5 protein-coding genes are annotated in these 2,535 nt (G+C 37.5%); 1 reads left to right on the top strand and 4 read right to left on the bottom strand.

Annotated elements, in window-relative coordinates:
* Nucleotides 1–156: 156 nt before the first annotated feature.
* Nucleotides 157–351: a hypothetical protein gene (locus tag AC1DRF_RS22890; RefSeq protein WP_034652505.1), complete on the top strand. Its 195-nt coding sequence runs from the start codon at nt 157–159 to the stop codon at nt 349–351.
* Nucleotide 352: 1 nt separating this feature from the next.
* On the opposite strand, the gene AC1DRF_RS22885 is transcribed toward AC1DRF_RS22890, so the two are convergent.
* The 4 genes from AC1DRF_RS22885 to AC1DRF_RS22870 all read right to left on the bottom strand — a co-directional run bounded on the left by AC1DRF_RS22885 (nt 353) and on the right by AC1DRF_RS22870 (nt 2,531).
* The gene (locus AC1DRF_RS22885) at nt 353–1,144 is read right to left on the bottom strand and encodes an ABC transporter ATP-binding protein (protein ID WP_427076198.1); all 792 of its coding nucleotides are present in this window, start codon (nt 1,142–1,144) and stop codon (nt 353–355) included.
* Nucleotides 1,145–1,162: 18 nt separating this feature from the next.
* A complete protein-coding gene (locus AC1DRF_RS22880) occupies nt 1,163–1,645 on the bottom strand; it encodes a GNAT family N-acetyltransferase (protein WP_427076199.1) in 483 nt (160 codons plus the stop codon).
* A gap of 158 nt (nt 1,646–1,803) precedes the next feature.
* A complete protein-coding gene (locus tag AC1DRF_RS22875) occupies nt 1,804–2,280 on the bottom strand; it encodes a site-2 protease family protein (protein ID WP_477741768.1) in 477 nt (158 codons plus the stop codon).
* Nucleotides 2,281–2,426: 146 nt separating this feature from the next.
* Nucleotides 2,427–2,531, bottom strand: a complete 105-nt coding sequence (locus AC1DRF_RS22870) for an AraC family transcriptional regulator (protein ID WP_477741769.1) — start codon at nt 2,529–2,531, stop codon at nt 2,427–2,429.
* Nucleotides 2,532–2,535: the final 4 nt, after the last annotated feature.

Genomic DNA, 2,535 nt, shown 5'->3' with positions numbered 1-2,535 from the left:
ATTTCAGACAGATCTTATCATGAGTATACTCGAACAAGAATATTATCAGCTGTAGAAAAGAGAATCAGCTGTCATCATCTTACTTCTTTAAAAGTTCGTATAGCCCAAGCCTTTTGTGAATAAAGTAACATAACGATATAATCAAAGGAGCCAACGATGACAGCTTATGATTCCTCTTCTTTTGTATTTGTAACCATTGATAAACATGACATTGCTGCTTTTTTACTAATTGATATTATTTGCGGCACCACTATTTATGTAGCATGTAAACATTATCTTCACAATGAGCTTGTTTCCATTGCAAGCAGCGCTCTTTTTCCCATGGTATGTAAGAAGGTTTCTCGACGTTAGATCAGCTTTTTACCGGTACCGGTTCTTTTAATGACAGCCAAGTGCGTTCCTTCTGCTGCTTAATCTCTACGGCGTGATTAAAAAATTTAGAAAGATGCGGCTCAGTGAGCTGGTCTTTCGTTTTTCCAGAAGAAAACACTTCTCCTTGGCGCATACAAAGCGTATGGGTAAAGCAAGGCAAAATTTCTTCTACATGGTGAGTAACATAAATAAGCGTAGGCGCTTTTGGCTGCTCTGCCATTTTTGCAATCAGCTGAAGAAGCTGTTCTCGGGCCATTATATCTAGACCTGTACATGGCTCATCAAGTATTAAAAGCTTTGGTGAAGCCATAAGAGCTCGGGCAATTAGCACCCGCTGGCGCTCTCCTTGAGAAAGTGTTCCGTACGCCTGATTTTGTAAATCTGTGCAATTTAGCAGCTGCATTAATTCTATGGCTTGGTTCATATCTTTTTGCTCCACTTGTTCATATAAACCAATAGATGCAAATTTGCCGCTTAAAATCAATTCTAAAACCGTATCGTCATCTCGAAACCGCTGCTGAAGCGAAGAACTTACCCACCCGATTTCTTTTCTGAGCTCAGACAGATTTGTTTCTCCAAATTCCCTTGAAAGAACTTCTACTTGACCTTTTGTAGGCCAGATATATCCGTTGATTATATTTAAAAGCGTCGTTTTTCCGGAACCATTTAACCCAAGCAAACACCAATGTTCCCCTTTTTCCACTAACCACGACACATTTTTTAAAATTTCTTTTTCTGCTCGTTTTACCGAAACGTTCTTAATTTTGATCATGCTACCACTCCTATACTCTCATTTTTCATTATATATACTATAAAAGAATAACGATTTATCCCATTTGTTAACTTGCTTTTCTTTTTTCATGCCAATTCTTTCAGCCACTTTAATCGATGGGAAATTGTCAGGATCTATTAATGATATAATCTTCTGAAATTTCAGCGTATGAAGTCCATAATCTAAGCAAGCTTTTGCTGCTTCACTCGCATAGCCTTCCCCCCAGCGGCTGCGTAAAAATAAATAACCAAGTTCTGGATCTACCTTTCCGTCTACTTTTTGAAGAACCATGCCGCACTGCCCTAGAAACTCTCCTCTCTGTTTATCCTCAGCGATCCACATGCTAATGCCGTACGTTTGATAATGCTGGTTCATCCATTGAATCCAGCGGCGTGTGTCTTGTTCGCTTTTAGTAGAAGAATAATACTTCATTGCTTCAGCATCCTCAAAGATTTTCAGTAAATTTCCTGCATCGCTTTCGGCCATGGCTCGCAGCGTCATTCGTTCTGTCTCAATAATCGTATGAATCCTCTCCTTTCTTACATTCCAACATCTTCTATCTTTATTATCCGCTACTATTTTCTTTTCGTAAAGTTTTCCTTTTTTTATTTAAATGAACGAGAAAAAACGCACCAAAAAAGGCTGCTACACACAGCCCTTTAATCTGGATCACACGTTTTCCCGTACCGTAATACGTTATATATAGCACKTCCATCACTTGCAGTTGTCTCTGTATATTGAATTGGCAGCAGTGAGAAAATAACATAATAGACTGAAAAATAAACAAATTGATAGCAAAATATATCTTCAGGCAGAATATTAGCCATAATTAATCCATTTATTATAAAAATAGTAAGCAAATTAAACAGTACACCACCAGCATACACCACTGCATGAGAAATGCGACTGTCATTCTTAAGATTTTCATATTTACAAAACGAGTCTAAAAAGTAGACTGACTTAATTTTAAACTTCCCCATTTTAAGAATCGTTTTCCCTCGCCCAATAGTAAAATCGACCTTCCCTCCGAAAATAATTGCCATGACGGAATGCCCCAGCTGATGAACAAATGATACAAGTGGCAATACAAGACAGAATGACCACACAAATTTTGGAAGATCATTTAACCCAAACACGTTTATCCCTCCTTTTTGTTTCTTCTCTCTACTTTTCCTCCCCGTTTTCACTTAAAACTACATTTAATTTCTTTTTTAAAACTCATACGAAATAACCAGCATACACATCATGTCTTATGACCTAGATAAACCCCGATATATGTAGCTTATGAAAAATACATTTTTCGAAAAATAGTTGGCGTAACGTTTTCCTGTTCTTTGAAACGCTTGATAAAGTAGCTTGGATGTTCATACCCTACTTGTCTTGCTATATCT

The sequence above is a fragment of the Priestia sp. P5_B4 genome (assembly GCF_056400385.1).
The sequence above is the reverse complement of the archived record's forward strand: the minus strand, read 5'-3'. Positions and strand labels throughout refer to the sequence as shown.